Raw genomic sequence first — 16,503 nt, 5'->3', positions numbered from 1 at the left:
TATTCCGCAAAGTTTCCGCCCGGAAGGACGCACATGATGGACGATGGCGCCGCGTAGCCGGATATGCAATACGCGGGCTCGCGCCGCACCTTGTCCGGGCGCTCAACAACCGACGTGCGCGACCCGATCAATGATAGAGGTCCGCGGACAGCGTGCAACGCAAGGCGGCTTTCCCAAGGGTGGTTTCCGATGAACAGTTTCTCTTCCCGTGTTGCTGCCGCTGCCGCCGCGATCCGCCAGATCTTCCCTGAAACGCCGCTGCAGGAAAACGATTATCTGTCGAAAAAGACCGGTGCGCGGGTGCTGTTGAAGCGCGAGGATCTGTCGCCGGTCCGCTCCTACAAGATCCGCGGCGCCTTCAATTTCTTCCGCAAGACACTGGCGGCCGGCAACGAGGCTGAACTGTTCGTCTGCGCGTCGGCCGGCAACCACGCGCAGGGTTTTGCTTTCGTCTGCCGCCATTTCGGCAGGCGAGGCGTTGTGTTCATGCCGGTGACGACGCCGCAGCAGAAGATCGACAAGACCAGGCTGTTCGGCGGCGATTTCATCGAGATCAGACTGGTCGGCGATTTCTTCGACGACTGCTATCGCGCTGCCTTGGAATTCACCGGCAGTTCCGGCGCCCATATGGTGCCACCCTTCGATCACAAGGACATCATCGAGGGCCAGGCAACCGTCGCCTACGAGATCGCAGACCAGATGCCGGGCGCCCGCATGCCTGACATCATCATGCTGCCGGTTGGCGGCGGTGGGCTTGCCGCCGGTGTCACCCATTATTTCGCCGATCAGGGCCGGGAAGCGCGCTTCGTCTTCTGCGAACCGGCCGGCGCGCCGAGCCTGCGCGAGAGCCTCGCGGCGGGAAAACGGCTCAAACTCGCCAAGGTCGACAATTTCGTCGATGGCGCCGCGGTGGCCGAGATCGGCCGCGAGCCGTTACGTCATCTCAAGGATTTTCCAGCTGACACGGTGCGACTGATCCCGGAAAACCGGCTCTGCGCCACCATGATCGAGATGCTCAATGTCGAAGGCGTCGTGCTGGAGCCGGCCGGCGCGCTGGCGATCGATGCGCTCAAGGATTTCTCCAAGAAGGAGATCAGGGGCAAGACCATCGTCGCCGTGGTTTCGGGCGGCAATTTCGATTTCGAGCGGCTGCCGGACGTCAAGGAACGGGCGCTGCGCTTCGAGGGCCTGAAGAAATACTTCATCATCCGTTTTCCGCAACGGCCCGGCGCGCTGCGCGACTTCCTCGAACTGCTCGGGCCCGACGACGACATCGCCCGTTTCGAATATCTGAAGAAATCGGCGCGCAATTTCGGTTCGGTGCTGATCGGCATCGAAACCAGGGACCGCCGCAATTTCGATCTGCTCAAGGCGAAGTTCGAGGCCGAGGGCGTCCAGTATCAGGACATCACCGACAACGAGACACTGGCCGGGTTCATCATATGAGCGATCGGAGATCAAATGATTGAGCCGGGAAAAATCTTCGTCGCGCTGTTTTCCGGCATCAATGTCGGCGGCAATCGCATCGTCAAGATGGCGGAGCTGCGGTCGTTCTTCGAGGGGCTCGGCTTCTCCGATGTCGCCACCTATGTGCAGAGCGGCAATGCCGTGTTCCGGGCGAAAGAGGGCGAAGCGGTCACGTTGACGAAACAGATCGAAGCAGCCTTCGAGAAGAAATGGGGTTTTTATTCGCGCATCATGGTGCGTGATCTCTCGTGGTTCGAGCGGCTGGTGAGCGAAAATCCCTATCCGGAAATTGCCGCGGACCACACGAAGCTGCACGCCTATGTGCTGGAGCGCGAGCCGACAGCGGACGAGGTGGCGCGGCTGACCGAAAAGTGTACCGGCCCCGAACGCTTCGAGATCAAGGGCGATGTGCTCTACCTCAGCGCACCGGACGGGCTGGGCAAATCGGTGTTTGCCGGGCTGATCCCGCGCACGCTGAAAGTGCTGGGAACCGCGCGCAATTGGCGCTCCGTGCAGGCGTTGCTGGAGATGGCCGCACACGCCGGTGAGAAGTAGGTCACTGCCTAGGCGGAGGTGGGTTTCCAGTCGAAGGTCAGCTCTTCGCGGAAAGCAAAGCGCTTGATGTGATCGGCGACAACGCTTTCCAGGCGCTCGATCGATCCTGCTTCGTCAGTCGACACCGTGATATGCAGCGTTGCCGCATCGGCATCCATGACGGTACGGCCCATTGAGAGATCGATGGTGCCGTGGGTGGGATCGAACTCGACCGGGAATTTGTGCGCCCAGTGCTTGCACAGCTGCTGCAGGTAGCGGCTGGCATGTTCGGTGGCGACGTCGGCATGGCTGGTCGGCATGAATTCTCCTGGGCAAGCGCCTGTTGCGTGGCCGGGGCACCGGCCCAAGCCTGGCGCCTCAGCCAGACAGATAGGCGCCGTCCCTGAAAAACCAAACGGTACCGGGCCGTCAGCCTGGCATTGTCCGCTCAAGACAGCGTGATCGGCTACCAGCTTCCGGTGTTCGCCATCGAAGCCCATGGTTCGGCCTTGGCCTTGGCCGGGCCTTTCTGCAGAAGCTCGATCGAAATGCCGTCCGGCGATCTGACGAAGGCCATGTTGCCGTCGCGCGGCGGCCGGTTGATGATGACGCCATTGTCCATCAGGTGCTGGCAGGTGGCGTAGATGTCGTCGACCTCATAGGCGAGGTGACCGAAATTGCGCCCGCCCTTGTAGTCTTCCGGGTCCCAATTGTAGGTCAGTTCGACCAGCGGCGCCTTGTCGGCGATGGCGCTTTGTTCGTCTTCGGAGGCCGCGAGGAAGATCAGCGTGAAGCGGCCTTGCTCGTTTTCGTAGCGGCGCACTTCCTTGAGGCCGAGCTTGTTGCAGTAGAAGTCGAGCGAGGCATCGACGTCGGTGACGCGGATCATGGTGTGCAGATAGCGCATGTGATTTCCTTGATAAATTGCGTTGCGGCGCAACATAGGGTCGGCCCTGTCAAAGGGCAATCGTGCGGCGGTGCGCAATGCCGGCAAAGAACAAATCCGGTATTGCCCAAATGAACCGTGAAAAAAGGCACGGCAGGTCTTGCACAGACCGGAAGCCGCAGTGTTAATCTGTTGGCAAGAATCAGTTGCGGTGTTCTTGAAAAGAGGGGGCATTCTTATGGGGGAAAAGGCCTCTTTCATGGGGCGGGACGGACCCCTTGGCGACGCCCCGCAGCGTGACGAAGGCGGCGACGCCGCCGACCTGCGAGAAATTGCCGGCGCCATCAAGTGGTTCGATGTGGCCAAGGGCTATGGTTTCATCCTCCCGGATGACGGCATTTCGGGCGACATCCTCCTCCATGTGACATGTCTTCGAAAGGACGGCTTTCAGACGGCCCTGGAGGGCGCGCGCGTGGTCTGCCTTGTCAAACATGGCGACCGCGGATTGCAGGCCTTCCGGGTGCTCTCCATGGACCTCACCACCGCGGTCCACCCGGCCGAGATGCAGGAGCAGCGCACCCATGTCGCGGTGACGCCGGAGAGCGGTCTCGAACGCGCCTTGGTGAAATGGTTCAACCGCACCAAGGGGTTTGGTTTTCTCACCCGCGGCGACGGCACCGAGGACATCTTCGTCCATATGGAGACCTTGCGCCGTTACGGTATCACCGAGCTTCGGCCCGGACAGGTCGTGCTGGTTCGTTTCGGGCGCGGCGACAAAGGCCTTATGGCCGCCGAAATTCACCCCGATATGGGGACCTTGCCGGTCTCGCACTAGGGCGTTTCCGGCCGAGGATCTCGAATGGCTTACAGGAACTGGCTGACCGCGGGCGCGATGTGCGCGATTGCCTTCATCGCCGCCGCCGGTGGTTATTTCTATTCCGAAAAGCCGACCTCGGCGGACAGCCGGGCGATGATCCTTCCGGCCGATCCGGCGCCACTGGTCGTGGTGACGAAAGGCGGTGATCGCTCTTTTTCCATCGAAGTCGCCGACACCGCTGCGGAGCGCGAGGCCGGCTTGATGTACCGCCAGGACATGGCGGACAACCACGGCATGCTGTTCGTCTTCGAGGTCCAGCAGCAGGTTGGCTTCTGGATGCACAACACGCCAATGCCGCTTGATCTGATTTTCGTCGGCCAGGATGGCAAGATCCGGGCGGTCAAGCACGGCGAGCCGCAATCGGACGCCGTCATCTCGCCCGGCGTGCCGGTGCGCTTCGTGCTCGAGCTCAAGGCCGGCACTGCCGCCAGGAACGGCATCGAGTATGGCGACCTTTTGCGCCACCCGGCCGTGGGCACGGTATCCGGCCCCGGCATGCCACCAGCCGACAATGGCGATGCGCCGAATGGCGGTGGCGGTTGAGCACACAGGCGGGATCGCAGATGCAGTCTTTCACCCATGACGGCTTCGAGCTTGCCTTCCTCGACCGCCAGCCGGCATCGGGCGAGGGCGATCCGGTGCTGATGATCCATGGCTTCGCCTCGAGCCATTATGTCAACTGGGTATCGCCCGGCTGGTTCAAGACGCTGAACGATGCCGGTTACCGCGCCATCGCCTTCGACAACCGCGGCCATGGTTCGTCGTCGAAGAGTTATGAGGAGGCCGACTATACGCCGGTCAAGATGGCCTCGGATGCCGCCGCGTTGCTCGGCCATCTCGGCATCGAGCGCGCCCATGTCATGGGCTATTCGATGGGTGCCCGCATCGCGGCGTTCATGGCGCTGTCGGATCCGGACAAGGTGGCGACGCTGGTCTTTGGTGGCCTCGGCATCGGCATGATCGATGGTGTCGGCGATTGGGATCCGATCGCCGCGGCCCTGCTTGCCGATGATCCGGCCGTGACCAGCCATCCGCGCGGCCGGTCGTTTCGCGCCTTCGCCGACCAGACCCGCAGCGATCGCCGTGCATTGGCCGCTTGCATCGCCAAATCGCGCGAACTGCTGAGTGAAGAGGATATTGCCCGTATCGCCCAGCCGACGCTGGTCGCTGTCGGCACGACCGACGACATTGGCGGCTCGCCCGATGAACTCGCGGCGTTGATGCCGAACGCCAGGGCCTTTCACATCGAGGGCAGGGACCATATGCTGGCCGTCGGGGACAAGACCTTCAAGCAGCGCGTGCTGGAGTTCTATGCCGAGAATCCGCTCTGAGCGGACGGCGAGGGACGCGGGACGTGACTGCCCTCAGCCTGTGGTGAGAGCCGCCAGCGACCGCGCCATGTTTTCCCGGGCCTGCCGTTCAAAGCGTTGCCGGAATTCCTCGGTGTGGAAAATGTGTGGGCGGGCGAGGAAATTCTTCAGCACCGCACTGCGTCCGGCTCGCCACATCGGCTCCTCCACCCAGTGATACTCGCGCCGCACGGCGCGCTCATAGGCGTCGAAGGCGTCCGGCGCGGCTCCCAGGATCGACAGGTCCATATCCAGAAACAGACTTGCGTCCCGTATGGCCGCCGCGTCGTCGAACGGCGGCACCTGATGCGTGGCGGTGGCGACGATCATTGCCGAGATGCGGTCGAGACGTGAAGAATCCGCGCGGCCCGCCAGCTCTTTCTCGGCAAGGGCCGCACTTTGCGCCTCATTGTCCTTGGCCTTGCTGTCGTAGATGGCATCGTGGAACCAGATCGCCGCTTCGATCGCCTCGGGGTCGCCGAGCAACCCTCGACAGTCGCCAGCGAGCGCCAGCATTGCCTCGATATGGGAAAGGTTGTGATAGTGGCGGCCTGGCGCCCGGTAGAGAGCCGAAAGCTCGCTTTTCAGCGCGTCGTCGATCAAGGGTTCGTTTTCCATGGCTGCTTGAATTCCCGCGAACCAAATCCATTTGACAAAGCACTAAGGAAAATTGAGTTCAATCGTGCTATGATCTGGCTTATATGTGCGGCCGGGCAACAGGCAAGCACTACAGGCAAGCCAGGCAGGACGCAGGACCAGACGGCGATGAACAGCATCAGCATTTCCCGACACAGCGCATTGAAGCCGGTCGATCCGATCTGGCGTTCGATCCGCGACGAGGCCATGGAGGCTGTCAACCGCGACCCGCTGCTCGCTGCATTCCTTTATTCGACCATCCTCAACCAGGACAGCCTGGAGGAGGCGGTCATTCATCGGCTGGCCGAGCGGCTGGCGCACCAGGACATCGGCTCCGATCTCATCCGCCAGACCTTCAAGTCCATGCTGGCCGACGACAAGGAGTGGCCGACGACGGTGCGTGTCGACATCCAGGCCTATTACGATCGCGATCCGGCTTGCGACCGCTTCATCATGCCTGTGCTCTATTTCAAGGGTTTCCACGCCATCCAGACCCATCGGCTGGCGCATTGGCTGTGGAACCAGGGGCGCAAGGATTTCGCGCTCTACCTGCAGAGCCGCTCGTCCTCGGTCTTCCAGACCGACATCAACCCCGCCGCCCGCATCGGCAAGGGCATCTTCATCGACCACGCCACCGGCCTCGTGGTCGGTGAGACCGCGGTCATCGAGGACGACGTGTCGATCCTGCATGGCGTGACACTGGGCGGCACCGGCAAGGCCGGCGGCGACCGTCACCCCAAGATCCGCTATGGCGTGCTGATCGGCGCCGGCGCCAAGATCCTCGGCAACATCGAAATCGGCCATTGCTCGAAGATCGCGGCAGGCTCGGTGGTGCTGTCGCCTGTGCCGCACAACAAGACGGTTGCCGGCGTGCCGGCCCGCGTCGTCGGCGAGACCGGCTGCGATCAGCCGTCGCGCCAGATGGACCAGCTTCTGCCGTCGCAGACGATGGATCAGGTCGTCAGTTTCGACATCTGATTTTCACGGCGCCGCCGTCTGCTGTCGAATTCCGGCCGCGGGCAGGAGCGGGCGGTTGTCTCGCCTTATCAGGCCGCTTGCCTTTACATCGCCATTGTCGACGTGCCAGAAGCGCGTTGAACGAGCAAGCCCGATGATCGGAGAAGACTGTTGAAGCCGGACGAAATCAGAAAGCTGGACGCCTATTTCAAGCGCGTCTTCCAAAACCCCAAGCTTGAGGTCAAGGCACGGCCGCGCAAGGATGATTCGGCCGAGGTCTATGTCGGCGACGAATTCCTCGGCATCGTCTTCAAGGACGAGGACGACGGCGATTACAATTTTTCGATGGCAATTCTCGACATCGATCTGGCCTGAGCCAGCAAATCTTGCGGTCGGTCGGCTCATGCGGCCGGCCAGCCGGTTCCCTCGAAGCGTTCTTAGCGTCCCGCCTTCAGAACGCGCCCGGCTTCAGTGGCGATTGCCGCGTCGAGCGCCTGCCAATCGCCCAAAAACTCCCTTGGGAAGCGATAGGTGAGGCTGAGTTCGTCGCCGACCTGAATGTCGCGCTCGCAAGGCGCCAGCGATTGCTCGGCACTCGGCCCGCTCAGGCAACGGGCCACGAACGGCTCCTTGCCGGGGCGATTGCCGACAACCAGCACCTCGTTCAGATAGCCTGATTTCTCGTTGAAACCATAAATCATCGTGCCGCCAGGCCCGGCAATGCCGGGTCGGGTGATCAACGCGCTGTAGATCGGCGTGAAGCGGCCACTCATGTCACGCGACATCATCTGCTGTTCGAAGGACAGAAAGACGACGTTCTTGACTGTGCCCGTGTGGTTGAAATCGTTGCGCGCCGGCTCGCTGTAGCCGTCCATCTGGGGATAGCGCAGATAGAGGTCGAGCCGCGAGGCGATGCCGTCGCGCCGGGCCTGGGCGAAACGGATGGCGTTGGCCGGGACAGCGATGACATTGTTGCCGATCACCACCTGGTGGACCGTTGCGTCGTCGGTGTATCCGGCCATGGCGATCGAGTGGCCGAACCATTTGCCGCCAAGGCTGATCGCCACCGACAACAGGGCGAGCACCGCGAACCCGTAGAGCACCCGCTTCATCAGCGTGGAATCGACCACAGTAAGTTCGTTGGCGAGCGCTGCCTGCTTCATCTCAGTCCTCGGATCTCGGGCGGCCCGTCCGCCTCCAGTGTCCCTGGGCGGCACACATCGCACGGCACGGCTCTTGCAGCCTGCATGGAACGACTGTGCAATTTCATGGTAAATGGAAAGTTAAGATGGGACCGCTGGAACTCACACTCTTTGCTTTTGCCGTCGGGTTGACGGCCTGCGGGCTGGCCGGATCGGCCATGGAACTGGTGTCGGGCCGCAAGGTCGCCTTCACCGAACCCTATGTGTCGCCGTCACATGTCTTGCGCTCGTTGCTCGCCACGGCCTGTGCCGGACCCTTCATGCTGGTCAACGATGCCATCGATGCTCGGCGTCAGCGCCGCATTTCAACGTTGGCGCTGATGTCCTGCGGCTGCACGGCAATTGCGTGGACCTTGGCGCTGGGCGTCGTCGTGCTTGCCATTGCCTCAGGGACGGTCCGTCTCCTAGGGTCCGAGCTGCCAGGCTGAGACGATTCGGAGACCAGAAATGCCGCTTTATGCGATCGATGGAACAGAGCCCAGCTTCGCCGATGCGGACTCGAACTGGATCGCGCCCGATGCGACGCTGATCGGCGACGTCAGGGTCGGACGCAATGCCGGCTTCTGGTTCGGCGCCGTCATCCGCGGCGACAATGAGCCCGTCGTCATCGGCGCCGACACCAATGTGCAGGAACATACTGTCATGCACACCGATCCCGGCTTCCCGCTGACGATCGGGGAAGGCTGCACGATCGGCCACCGCGCCTTGCTGCATGGCTGCACGATCGGCGACAACAGCCTGATCGGCATGGGCGCCATCGTGCTGAACGGCGCGAAAATCGGCAGAAATTCTCTGGTCGGCGCCGGCGCGCTGGTCACCGAAGGCAAGGAATTCCCGGACAATTCGCTGATCGTCGGTTCACCTGCCAAGGCGATCAGGGTGCTGGACGACGCGGCCGTGGCCAGGTTGCGCGGCTCGGCGGCGCACTATGTCGCCAACGGCAAGCGCTTCAAGGTTGGGTTGAGGAAGGTCTGACGAACGGCCTCCGCCAGAAATGGCGGAGCCGGCCCGGAGGTCGAAAACCTCAGAAGCTATTGGATGCCTTCAGTTCGTTAGCGCGTGACTGTTTGTGAGTATGTCGCGAAGCAGGATAGCGGTTTTCTCTGGGAAAGCGGGGAGCTTGACTATGCGGACCGTGACACCGCGCCTTCAAGCGCGAAGTTGTTGCGATAATATGCAAAAATCTCGGGCACCTGATCGACCCGGAAGTATCGCTCGGCAGCCGTTTTGCTGGTCAGTTTGTCCCGCCGGGCTTTGGCTTCCGCGAATTCGCGCGGGATCACATAGGCTGCGCGATCTTCAAAGTCCTGTGATGCAAGTAGCACGATGGCAAGCCAGTCGAATTGATCGTAATCGTTGTAGCCGACGTAGGCAGAGCCCCGCTTAAATGTGCGCGACTTCACCGAAACACGTTGCGCTGGCCGATCGAATGGTTGCGCGATCACATCGTAACCGGGCCAGTTTTCAGGGACTTTTAACGCGGGAATGCCGGCAAGCGTTAACTCAGCGGCAACGATCATTTCGCACGCATCGCCCATCTGCTTGGTCGTATATCGTTTTGGCGAAGTCGTTTCCATACTGGTCGGCTTAGCATCCAATGAAGCTCTGAGCATTTGAGAAAGTCCCTTGTTCGGCCCGGCCAAGCAGAGCCATTTGGGCCGTCAAAATAGATAAGCTGAGCTCTTGAATCATCGCTGTCATCTGGATTTCAACGAGTTGATCCCAGAAATGGCGGAGCCGGCCCGGGGACGGGGCCGGCTCCTTTCACCCGGTCGTTGGGGACGGGGAGGGTGGGGACTCGACCGGGTTTCTCCTGAAGCGCCTCGCATTCACGCGGCGCGCTTGAGCTCTGTTCTAGCGGACGCTGGCGACCGCGTCGGAGCGGCCGTCATTGATCGTCACCCAAACGCCGGAATTCTGGTCCGACTGGCGCTTGAGATAGGTGTAGTCGGTGTCCGTCCAGGACAGGACCTTGGTCTCGAGATTGTCGAGGATGAATTCTCCGAGGCTGGTGCGCACTGTCAGCACCGCGTGGCCGTCGCCATTCGGCTGGCGCGCCACCGTCATCAGCAAATTGCCGGCCGGCATGCCCGCATCCATCAACTCGCGGCGCTTTTCCAGCGCGTAATCCTCGCAATCGCCATAGCCATTGGCCGGATAGGCCCAATATTCCTCGACACCGTAGTTTTCCATGTCGGTGCGCGGCTTGATGCGGGTGTTGACCGAATTGTTGACGTTGACGATCGTCGCCCACAGTTTGCGGGTCAGTTCGATCGGCGCACCCTTCGGGGTCCGTTCGCTGCATTCGCCAGGACTGCGCTGGCAGAACTCATAATGACCAACAGGCTGGGTGGTGCGTCCGCCGGTGTGCATATAGGCCGGTCCCGCGGCATATGCTGATCCCCAAGCGGAAAGCTGCATCGCCATTGCCACCAGCAACAGCTTGCCCCTCGTTTTCTTCATTGTTGTAGTCTCCCCGTTCGAAGGAGACATTGCCACATGTGGATTTATTTGACGCAAAAGCGCGAAGTAGATATTGAGTAAAACTCCAGTAGAATAAAAATAAAATTTGAATCATTTGAGTATTAATTCGTTTGGATCTTGAGGCGCGAATCTCGGCGCGCGGAGGGCTCCCAAGCCCGCCAAGAGTGGGCTAAGCATGCCGGTCATGGCGTCGAAAACAAAAAACCGGCCACAAGGGCCGGTTTCCTGGAGTGTCGCTGTCGGGCCTGCTCAGGTGCGTGGCGTGTTGAATTCGGAATCGAGCGTTTCGGGGCGCTGGATCACAGCGAATTCGATGGCGACGCCGTCCTCGAAATGACGCACGACCTGCCCGCGCATGGTGCCAAGCATGACCTGGATGCCGATCGCCGGTTTGACGTCGATCTCGACCGCGGCGCCGGAGAGCGAAAGGTCGATGATACGGCACTGGTACTGGCGACCGTCGGTGAGCTGCAGCACGCTGGTCGGATTGCGCGGCGCGACGCGCTCGTGGCGGCGATCTTCCGGCAGGTCGAGTTCATGCTTGTTGGCGAGCCAGGTCAATTGCGCGGCCAGCTTGTCCTTCTTGCGATCCGACGCGATGACGGTCATCGCGAAACCGTCCTGCAAGGTGCGCGTGACGACACCTTCGATGCGGCCGATATGATCGATGTAGGCAATGATTTTTTCGCCGGGCATGCCGATGCGGTCGGTGCGAAACGCGACGTTGCCCGGTGACATGTCGACGACCTGGCAGGGGTGTTCGGTGCGGTCTTCCAGCATGAAGCGTCCGTAGATTTTGACCCGGACGCGCTGAAAGTTACGCCTTTCAGCTTGGGACGGCGCATAGTCGACCGCCGCTGACCTCATGACTGCCTACACCCCGTTTGGCATCCCGCGCGCCGATGCGAGGAACTTCATCAGAGAAGTACAACAAAGCGGGTTAACAAAGGGAAAAAGCGGGCGCTCCAAGGTTTCCTTTTTGCAGGCCGTGGTGCCAAAACAGCGGCGCGGTTTTGGGCGACGTGCATCAGGCCGCAAACGGACTATTCCTCGCGCCCGCCATCGAAGACGACGAGATGGCGGATGCGGCGCGCCCGGCCGAGCGCCGAGATCGTCTCGGGTGCTCCAAGTTCATCGGGAACGAGCGAGGGAACATCGATCGCCGGACGGTTGTTGAGGAGCTCCTTCTCCGGATCTATGACGCGGATCGAATCGATCAACGCGTCGGTGATCGGGTCGGCACCCAGCCAGAAGGGCTTCTCCACGGCGCTGATGACGCCCAGGCAGCGTGGATTTTCGACGCCGCCGTCAAGCGGCAGGGCAAGCAGTTCGAACTTGTTGGAGCGCCCGTTGCGGCTGAAGCCCTCATAGCTGATGAGCACGACCGACTTCTGCTCGAAGACGCCGTGGATCAGCCGCGAGACGAGCCGTTGATCCTTCTCACGCCACAGCGATGGAAAGGAAAACCCCTTGAGTTCTCGGCCGTAGCAGGCGCAAAGCCTGGTGCCGGCGAGCCGGAACACGGCCTGTCCGCGCGTGTCACGTTCCAGGATAAAGGTGTCGGCCAGCAGCGACTTGATGTCGGCCGGCTCGACCTCTGAACGCTTCGGGGCAGGGCGTCCGTCACGCAGACGGTTCCAATATTGGAACAGCGTGATCGATCCATTCTGGTTCATGCTATGCTGCTCCGCGCATTCTGTCGTCTGATGTCCCATCGGTGAACAGAAGGGCGCCCTCCGATGACCTACATGCGTTGCGGAGCAGGAAGCGTGCCAGCGTCGTTAACACTTGTTCACGGGTCGGGGCCGTTAAGGTTAACAAGTGGTTTACGTTGCGTCGAAGCGAGCCCCGTGGCACACAAAAACCACTCCAGAAGCGGTCGTTTCGCGACGATCGGCAGCACTTCAGTCAGAGTTTTAGGGGAGCAGGGGGCTCGACCAGCCGTTCAGGGGAAACCTTGAACGGCTTCTTTTTTGATTCGCGCCAGGCGATTCGGGGTTAACGGCGGGCGTGTATTTCTACCTGCCGACAAGTGCTGGCAACCATCCCGGCGGTCGCTAAGGCGGCATCGTCCGATCGCTATGCGACGAAAAATCTGCGTTCCGTGGTCGGCTGGTGTGAACTATCGCTTCTTCCCCGGGCCGAAGGTCAGCGCCAGAGCGCCAACCAACACGACACCCTTGACGAAGTCCTGCGTGTAGTAGGGCGCGTTCAGCATGGTGAGGCCGTTCAGGAGGACGCCGACGAAAATTGCGCCGGCCACCGTGCCGATCACATGCGGGCGACGCTTGTCGAGCACGGCATAGCCGATCAGCGAGGCCGCCACCGCATCGAGCAGGAGCGAGTTGCCGGCCGAGACGTCGCCGCGGCCGACACGCGAAGCGACGATCAGCCCTCCCAACGAAGCAAGCGTGCCGGACAGGATATAGGCCCAGAGTCGATATGCCTTGGTCGGCGCGCCGGATAGATGCGCGGCCGTTTCGTTGCCGCCGATCGCATAGAAGACGCGTCCCCAGCGCGTACGCTCCATCAGGAACCAGGCGAGGATGGCGACCACCGCCATGACCACGACAGACAGGGGTACGGTGTCGAAGAGCCGTGACCGGCCGAGGATCAGGAAAGCCGGATCGTAAGCACCGGGAACGGACGAGCCGTCGGGCAGCACCATGCCGGCGGTGATGGAGCGGCCGCCGGTCGGGATCAGCTGCAGGCCGGCGAGCAGGAACATTGTCGCCAGCGTGGCGAGAAGATCGGGGACGCCGATGCGGACAATCAGCAGTCCGTTCAGGAGGCCTATGAAGGCGCCCATCAGCAAGACCAGACCCATGGTCTGGGCCGCATCCAGCTGCCATACGACCATGGCATAGCTTGCCGCCATCACCGACGAGGCGGCGATGCTGCCCACCGAGAGATCGAAGCCGTCGGCCGACATCGTGATCGAGACCCCGACGCCGAGGATCGCCACGACCGAAACCGCCTGCAGGATGGAGAACAGGTTGGCCGAGCGGATGAAGGCGGGCTGCGCGTACCAGAAGCCGATCACCATCAGTGCCAGCAGCACGAACAGCGCGTAACGGCGCGTTTCGCGGAAAAGCGATGTGCGCGGGGCGGCCTGCTGGACCGTCGTCGGGTTCGTCATCGATGCTCTCCGGCCTTTTCGCTCTCGACCTTGCCGATCTGGTCGGTCAGCGGGCCATGGCCGTCACCGGCCTCGTGAAGGGAGTGATCGCGCATGACGAGGATGCGGTCGGCAACCTCCAGCGCCTCTTCGGTGTCGCTGGTCGCGATCAGCGTGGCGGAACCGCTTTGGCTGTTGCGGATTGCGGAGATCAGGTCGGCACGCGCCCCGACGTCGACACCCTGGAAGGGCTCGTCGAGCAGCAGCAGCCGGCAAGGTGCCGCCTGCCAGCGGGCGAGCACGACCTTCTGCTGGTTGCCGCCGGAAAGCTCGTCGAGCGTGTCATCGGGGCCGCGCGCCTTGATGCCGAGCCGGGCGATCGCCTCGGCGGCAACCTTGCGCTCGCGCGCGACCCGCAGCAGGCCGTCCGGAAACCAGCGCCGCAGATGCGGCAGGGCGATAGTACCGGCAATCGAGGCGCCGGGAACCTCGGGCGGTAGCAGCGACGATGCCCAGCGGTCCTCGGCGACCATGAAGACGCCGTTTTCGATCGATCGCGCCGGCCCGTTGGAAAGCCACGGTTTTCCATCGAGCACGAAGCTGCCTTGCGCCAGCGTTTCCAGACCAAAAAGCGCGCGCAACAGCCGGCTCTTGCCAGAGCCAAGCGTGCCGGTCAGAGCGACGACCTCGCCGGAGCGCAGATCGAGATCGAAAGGCCTCGCACCGGGAATCAGTTGCGCACCCTTGATGGAGGCGATGATTGGGGCCGCCGAAATCTTGCCGTCATGGGTGGCGGCTTCCAGCGTCCGCCCGATCATGGCCGCAACGGCGGCCGGGAAATCGATCGGTTTGGCAAAGGCGCCGACGATGCGACCGCCGCGCATGATCACGGCGCGGTCGGCGATGGCGGCAAGGTCGCCCAGCCTGTGCGAGATGTAGAGGATTGCCATGCCGCCCGCGCGCAGCCGCCGGATGATGGCGAAAAGCCGGTCCGCTTCCGTGGCCGAGAGGCTGGATGTCGGCTCGTCGAGGATTAGAACGGAGGCCTTGGCCGCGACGGCGCGGGCGATGGCGATCAATTGCCGCTCCGCCGGCCGCAGGTCGATGAAGTCGCGGTCGAGCGGCAGGTCGAGATCGATCAGCGCCGCGATGGCGCGCGCACGCCTGCGGATCGACCGGGCCGAGACGAAGAAGCGCTCGCCCGGCTGGCAAAGTTCATCGAGCAGAAGATTCTCCGCGACCGTCAGTCCGGCAGCCCCCGCCTGATCCGTCGCCTGATGGACGGTCGCGATGCCGGCGGCCTTGGCGGCGCTGGGCGAGGCGAGGGCGACGATCCCGCCGCCCAGGGTGATCGTTCCGGCGTCGGGTACATGCGAGCCTGAAAGGATTTTCACCAGAGTCGATTTGCCGGCGCCATTGGCGCCCATCAGCGCCACGACCTCCCCGGCTGCCACGGTAAGATCGGCTCCAGCGAGCGCGCGCGTCGGGCCAAAGGATTTTTCGATCCCGGCGACAGCGACGGCAATGGGGGCGGCGGTGAGGGACAATTGGTTCAGCCGGTTACAGGTTGAGCGGGAACTGGGAAAGGCAAGCAAGCCAACGGGGCACGGTCGTAATTGTCAGCCGCCATATTCCATGATCGCCAGTCCGGCATTGTAATCCGGCGAATAGACGATGCCGTTGGCGTCGACGAATACGTCGGTCGACTGGATCACTTGCGGCCGATTCGGACGTTTGTCGACCATGCGGCTGGGAGCCGGCGGCACCAGCGCCCCGGTCTCCTTTGGGCGATAGGGATCGGAGATGTCGAAAACGCGCACGCCGGCATTCTGGTAGGTTGCAAAGATCAGGGTGTCTGACACAAAGCTGCCCGGCCGGTTCTCGTGCAGATTGTGCGGACCGAAATGTCCGCCCTTGGCGGTGTAATCGGTCTCGTCCGGGGTCGGCAGGGTCGAGATCGAAATCGGGTTCGCCGGATCGCGTATGTCGAAGATCCAGGTGAGCTTGCGCCCATCCTCCTCATGGTCGAGCACGGCCTCGTCGGCGACAACGAGCAAGCCGCGTTTGAGCAGCGGCAGCGCCGAATGGGTGCCGCCACCATAGGGCGGCGACCAGTTCCTGTGGCTGATCAGCCTCGGCAGGGCAGGGTCGGCGACATCGAGGACGGTCAACCCGCCGTCGCGCCAGCAGGCATAGGCGGTATCACCCTCGACGACCGCATGATGCAACGCATAGCGGCGGCCGTCGGGCCAGCCGGGTGTCTCGCCGCCGGCAAGATGCATTCCTGGAATCCACCAGCGACCGGCCTCGACTGGCCGTGCCGGGTCCTGAAGGTCGACCGTCAGCAGGATGTAGTCGCTGTAGCCGTCGAGAAGCGCCGATACGTAGGCGTAGCGCCCGCCGACGTACCAGATGCGGTGGATGCCGATGCCGTCGACCGGGAAGAAGCCGATCTGGCGAGGCTGCGTCGGCTTCGAGATGTCATAGACGGCCATGCCGGCCGACCAGGTCCGCGCCGCGCCCGAACCAGACGCGGTGCCGATCGTCTCGCCGATCGACTGGGTGTAGTAGACCTTCTCGTCGAACGCGAAAGCGGCGTCGGCGAACAGATCGCGTGCATGGACGACCAACAGCAGATCCTCATGCGTCTGCAGATGGATGGTCCAGGTATTCGGCAGCGCGGGCACGAACACCGTCCCGCCCGGATTCTTGGGATCCCGTACATCGATGATGGAAAAGCCTTGTGACCAGGGATGCGCGACATAGGCGAAGCCGCGATGCACCATCACCTGCAATCCGTCCGGCCGCCCGCCTTGGTCGGAATGACCGATCAGGCGCATGTTCCTGGAATAGTCGGGGGTGGGGACAGAAACCATAATTGTCTTTCAAAAGGTCGGTCCGGCGTACTTTGCCTGTCGCAGCGGGTGGTGTGGCGGAGGCAGGCGCAATCATCCCCCAGCAGGCCGGGGGATGATTGTTTGGATCGCTGATTT

At 62.4% G+C, this 16,503-nt stretch carries 20 protein-coding genes; 9 read left to right on the top strand and 11 right to left on the bottom strand.

All coding sequences use genetic code 11. The annotated features are described in order from the left end of the window. Window positions 1-189 precede the first annotated feature (189 nt). Together ilvA and NKI69_RS02845 are read left to right on the top strand one after the other, a co-directional pair. Complete coding sequence (gene ilvA, locus NKI69_RS02850) at window positions 190-1,446, top strand: threonine ammonia-lyase IlvA (RefSeq protein WP_352719995.1); 1,257 nt, start codon at window positions 190-192, stop codon at window positions 1,444-1,446. Between the two features lie 15 nt (window positions 1,447-1,461). Further along, complete coding sequence (locus NKI69_RS02845; protein ID WP_352719993.1) at window positions 1,462-2,022, top strand: DUF1697 domain-containing protein; 561 nt, start codon at window positions 1,462-1,464, stop codon at window positions 2,020-2,022. Window positions 2,023-2,030: 8 nt separating this feature from the next. Here NKI69_RS02845 and NKI69_RS02840 read toward each other — a convergent pair whose 3' ends face one another. Beyond that, on the bottom strand, window positions 2,031-2,321 hold the full coding sequence (locus tag NKI69_RS02840; RefSeq protein WP_352719991.1) for a DUF2218 domain-containing protein: 291 nt from the start codon (window positions 2,319-2,321) through the stop codon (window positions 2,031-2,033). A 146-nt stretch (window positions 2,322-2,467) separates the two neighbouring features. After that, window positions 2,468-2,908 carry a lactoylglutathione lyase gene (gloA, locus tag NKI69_RS02835; RefSeq protein WP_127291474.1) on the bottom strand — a complete coding sequence of 147 codons (441 nt, stop codon included), beginning with the start codon at window positions 2,906-2,908 and terminating at the stop codon, window positions 2,468-2,470. A 217-nt stretch (window positions 2,909-3,125) separates the two neighbouring features. On the opposite strand from gloA, the gene NKI69_RS02830 reads away from it, so the two are divergent. From NKI69_RS02830 to NKI69_RS02820, 3 genes are read left to right on the top strand one after another with little or no spacing between them, the layout of a single operon-like run. Then, the gene (locus tag NKI69_RS02830) at window positions 3,126-3,722 is read left to right on the top strand and encodes a cold-shock protein (RefSeq protein WP_502897956.1); all 597 of its coding nucleotides are present in this window, start codon (window positions 3,126-3,128) and stop codon (window positions 3,720-3,722) included. Window positions 3,723-3,746: 24 nt separating this feature from the next. Beyond that, window positions 3,747-4,307 (top strand): DUF192 domain-containing protein, encoded by a 561-nt coding sequence (locus NKI69_RS02825; protein WP_027160409.1) that lies wholly within the window; start codon window positions 3,747-3,749, stop codon window positions 4,305-4,307. A gap of 20 nt (window positions 4,308-4,327) precedes the next feature. Then, the gene (locus NKI69_RS02820) at window positions 4,328-5,095 is read left to right on the top strand and encodes an alpha/beta fold hydrolase (protein ID WP_352719988.1); all 768 of its coding nucleotides are present in this window, start codon (window positions 4,328-4,330) and stop codon (window positions 5,093-5,095) included. A 33-nt stretch (window positions 5,096-5,128) separates the two neighbouring features. On the opposite strand, the gene NKI69_RS02815 is transcribed toward NKI69_RS02820, so the two are convergent. Beyond that, a complete protein-coding gene (locus tag NKI69_RS02815) occupies window positions 5,129-5,731 on the bottom strand; it encodes an HD domain-containing protein (RefSeq protein ID WP_352719986.1) in 603 nt (200 codons plus the stop codon). Between the two features lie 147 nt (window positions 5,732-5,878). On the opposite strand from NKI69_RS02815, the gene cysE reads away from it, so the two are divergent. Then, window positions 5,879-6,727 (top strand): serine O-acetyltransferase, encoded by an 849-nt coding sequence (gene cysE, locus NKI69_RS02810; RefSeq protein ID WP_013531333.1) that lies wholly within the window; start codon window positions 5,879-5,881, stop codon window positions 6,725-6,727. 150 nt (window positions 6,728-6,877) lie between these two features. After that, a complete protein-coding gene (locus tag NKI69_RS02805; protein WP_013531334.1) occupies window positions 6,878-7,081 on the top strand; it encodes a DUF3126 family protein in 204 nt (67 codons plus the stop codon). 62 nt (window positions 7,082-7,143) lie between these two features. Here NKI69_RS02805 and NKI69_RS02800 read toward each other — a convergent pair whose 3' ends face one another. Continuing rightward, window positions 7,144-7,869 carry a hypothetical protein gene (locus NKI69_RS02800; RefSeq protein ID WP_352677333.1) on the bottom strand — a complete coding sequence of 242 codons (726 nt, stop codon included), beginning with the start codon at window positions 7,867-7,869 and terminating at the stop codon, window positions 7,144-7,146. A gap of 125 nt (window positions 7,870-7,994) precedes the next feature. On the opposite strand from NKI69_RS02800, the gene NKI69_RS02795 reads away from it, so the two are divergent. Both NKI69_RS02795 and NKI69_RS02790 read left to right on the top strand, forming a co-directional pair. After that, window positions 7,995-8,336, top strand: coding sequence for a DUF6949 family protein (locus NKI69_RS02795; protein WP_352719983.1), 342 nt, complete (start codon window positions 7,995-7,997; stop codon window positions 8,334-8,336). Between the two features lie 19 nt (window positions 8,337-8,355). Beyond that, window positions 8,356-8,883 carry a gamma carbonic anhydrase family protein gene (locus NKI69_RS02790; protein ID WP_352719980.1) on the top strand — a complete coding sequence of 176 codons (528 nt, stop codon included), beginning with the start codon at window positions 8,356-8,358 and terminating at the stop codon, window positions 8,881-8,883. 149 nt (window positions 8,884-9,032) lie between these two features. Here the strand turns inward: NKI69_RS02790 and NKI69_RS02785 are convergent, their stop codons facing one another. The 7 genes from NKI69_RS02785 to NKI69_RS02755 all read right to left on the bottom strand — a co-directional run bounded on the left by NKI69_RS02785 (window position 9,033) and on the right by NKI69_RS02755 (window position 16,386). Continuing rightward, complete coding sequence (locus NKI69_RS02785; RefSeq protein WP_352719978.1) at window positions 9,033-9,485, bottom strand: hypothetical protein; 453 nt, start codon at window positions 9,483-9,485, stop codon at window positions 9,033-9,035. 277 nt (window positions 9,486-9,762) lie between these two features. After that, on the bottom strand, window positions 9,763-10,371 hold the full coding sequence (locus NKI69_RS02780; protein ID WP_352439927.1) for a transglutaminase-like cysteine peptidase: 609 nt from the start codon (window positions 10,369-10,371) through the stop codon (window positions 9,763-9,765). Window positions 10,372-10,641: 270 nt separating this feature from the next. Then, a complete protein-coding gene (locus tag NKI69_RS02775; RefSeq protein WP_023812149.1) occupies window positions 10,642-11,259 on the bottom strand; it encodes a PilZ domain-containing protein in 618 nt (205 codons plus the stop codon). A gap of 176 nt (window positions 11,260-11,435) precedes the next feature. Further along, window positions 11,436-12,068: a PAS domain-containing protein gene (locus NKI69_RS02770; protein ID WP_023812148.1), complete on the bottom strand. Its 633-nt coding sequence runs from the start codon at window positions 12,066-12,068 to the stop codon at window positions 11,436-11,438. Between the two features lie 446 nt (window positions 12,069-12,514). Beyond that, window positions 12,515-13,531: an ABC transporter permease gene (locus NKI69_RS02765; RefSeq protein ID WP_023812147.1), complete on the bottom strand. Its 1,017-nt coding sequence runs from the start codon at window positions 13,529-13,531 to the stop codon at window positions 12,515-12,517. Beyond that, entirely contained in the window at window positions 13,528-15,057 is a 1,530-nt protein-coding gene (locus NKI69_RS02760) for a sugar ABC transporter ATP-binding protein (RefSeq protein ID WP_023812146.1), read from the bottom strand. The genes NKI69_RS02765 and NKI69_RS02760 overlap by 4 nt, the downstream gene beginning before the upstream one ends. 72 nt (window positions 15,058-15,129) lie before the next feature. Then, window positions 15,130-16,386, bottom strand: coding sequence for an LVIVD repeat-containing protein (locus NKI69_RS02755; protein ID WP_023812145.1), 1,257 nt, complete (start codon window positions 16,384-16,386; stop codon window positions 15,130-15,132). Window positions 16,387-16,503: the final 117 nt, after the last annotated feature.

Source organism: Mesorhizobium sp. M0491 (assembly GCF_040321265.1).
Taxonomy (GTDB): domain Bacteria; phylum Pseudomonadota; class Alphaproteobacteria; order Rhizobiales; family Rhizobiaceae; genus Mesorhizobium.
Note: the sequence above shows the minus strand (reverse complement) of the source record. Positions and strands in the feature narration are given on the sequence as shown.

Coding starts and splice junctions, on each gene's coding strand:
- NKI69_RS02785 (WP_352719978.1), bottom strand. CDS start 9,485: ATGGAAACGACTTCGCCAAAACGATATACGACCAAGCAGATGGGCGAT.
- NKI69_RS02840 (WP_352719991.1), bottom strand. CDS start 2,321: ATGCCGACCAGCCATGCCGACGTCGCCACCGAACATGCCAGCCGCTAC.
- NKI69_RS02755 (WP_023812145.1), bottom strand. CDS start 16,386: ATGGTTTCTGTCCCCACCCCCGACTATTCCAGGAACATGCGCCTGATC.
- NKI69_RS02790 (WP_352719980.1), top strand. CDS start 8,356: ATGCCGCTTTATGCGATCGATGGAACAGAGCCCAGCTTCGCCGATGCG.
- NKI69_RS02770 (WP_023812148.1), bottom strand. CDS start 12,068: ATGAACCAGAATGGATCGATCACGCTGTTCCAATATTGGAACCGTCTG.
- NKI69_RS02780 (WP_352439927.1), bottom strand. CDS start 10,371: ATGAAGAAAACGAGGGGCAAGCTGTTGCTGGTGGCAATGGCGATGCAG.
- cysE (WP_013531333.1), top strand. CDS start 5,879: ATGAACAGCATCAGCATTTCCCGACACAGCGCATTGAAGCCGGTCGAT.
- NKI69_RS02765 (WP_023812147.1), bottom strand. CDS start 13,531: ATGACGAACCCGACGACGGTCCAGCAGGCCGCCCCGCGCACATCGCTT.
- NKI69_RS02815 (WP_352719986.1), bottom strand. CDS start 5,731: ATGGAAAACGAACCCTTGATCGACGACGCGCTGAAAAGCGAGCTTTCG.
- NKI69_RS02800 (WP_352677333.1), bottom strand. CDS start 7,869: ATGAAGCAGGCAGCGCTCGCCAACGAACTTACTGTGGTCGATTCCACG.
- NKI69_RS02825 (WP_027160409.1), top strand. CDS start 3,747: ATGGCTTACAGGAACTGGCTGACCGCGGGCGCGATGTGCGCGATTGCC.
- NKI69_RS02845 (WP_352719993.1), top strand. CDS start 1,462: ATGATTGAGCCGGGAAAAATCTTCGTCGCGCTGTTTTCCGGCATCAAT.
- NKI69_RS02795 (WP_352719983.1), top strand. CDS start 7,995: ATGGGACCGCTGGAACTCACACTCTTTGCTTTTGCCGTCGGGTTGACG.
- NKI69_RS02775 (WP_023812149.1), bottom strand. CDS start 11,259: ATGAGGTCAGCGGCGGTCGACTATGCGCCGTCCCAAGCTGAAAGGCGT.
- ilvA (WP_352719995.1), top strand. CDS start 190: ATGAACAGTTTCTCTTCCCGTGTTGCTGCCGCTGCCGCCGCGATCCGC.
- gloA (WP_127291474.1), bottom strand. CDS start 2,908: ATGCGCTATCTGCACACCATGATCCGCGTCACCGACGTCGATGCCTCG.
- NKI69_RS02820 (WP_352719988.1), top strand. CDS start 4,328: ATGCAGTCTTTCACCCATGACGGCTTCGAGCTTGCCTTCCTCGACCGC.
- NKI69_RS02830 (WP_502897956.1), top strand. CDS start 3,126: ATGGGGGAAAAGGCCTCTTTCATGGGGCGGGACGGACCCCTTGGCGAC.